The sequence below is a fragment of the Ralstonia sp. Ralssp135 genome, assembly GCF_047304345.1.
GTDB lineage: Bacteria > Pseudomonadota > Gammaproteobacteria > Burkholderiales > Burkholderiaceae > Ralstonia > Ralstonia chuxiongensis.
This window is the reverse complement of the sequence record NZ_JBGLYZ010000087.1, coordinates 1-581: the sequence shown is the minus strand read 5'-3', so window position 1 is coordinate 581 and position 581 is coordinate 1. Positions and strand designations below refer to the sequence as shown.

Annotated in this window: 2 protein-coding genes; both read left to right on the top strand. The window is 60.9% G+C overall.

Annotated features, from left to right (window positions below):
• Window positions 1–333 (top strand): succinate dehydrogenase, hydrophobic membrane anchor protein (gene sdhD, locus ACCD03_RS25490; RefSeq protein ID WP_413413278.1); only part of this gene is annotated, 333 nt, incomplete at its 5' end.
• Window positions 334–336: 3 nt separating this feature from the next.
• On the top strand, window positions 337–581 hold a 245-nt coding region (locus ACCD03_RS25485; RefSeq protein ID WP_413413277.1), incomplete at its 3' end, for an FAD-dependent oxidoreductase.

The window sequence follows — 581 nt, the reverse complement described above, 5'->3', positions numbered from 1 at the left end:
GTTGTCGGCGCGCACTACGGCCTGAAGGACTTCCTCGCGCAGCGCGTCACCGCCGTGATCATGGCGGTGTACACCGTCGTGCTGCTGGTCTCGTTCCTGCTCTCCAAAGACACGTCTTACCAAAGCTGGGCGGGGCTGTTCTCCAACCAGTGGATGAAGATGCTGACGTTCCTGGCGTTCGTGTCGCTCACGTATCACGCCTGGATCGGTGTCCGTGACATCTGGATGGACTACGTGAAGCCCGTGGCAGTGCGTTTGACGCTGCAAGTGTTGACGATTCTGTGGCTCGTTGGTTGTGCGGGCTACGCAGCTCAGATTCTCTGGAGGGTTTAAGACATGGTCGCAGTCAAGACTGGGCTGCCGCGCCGCAAATTCGACGTTGTGATCGTCGGTGCGGGCGGTTCGGGCATGCGCGCATCGCTGCAGCTGGCAGAAGCCGGCCTCTCCGTGGCCGTGCTGTCCAAGGTTTTCCCCACCCGCTCGCACACCGTTGCGGCGCAGGGTGGTATCGGTGCTTCGCTGGGCAACATGAGCGAAGACAACTGGCACTATCACTTCTACGACACCGTCAAGGGCTCCGA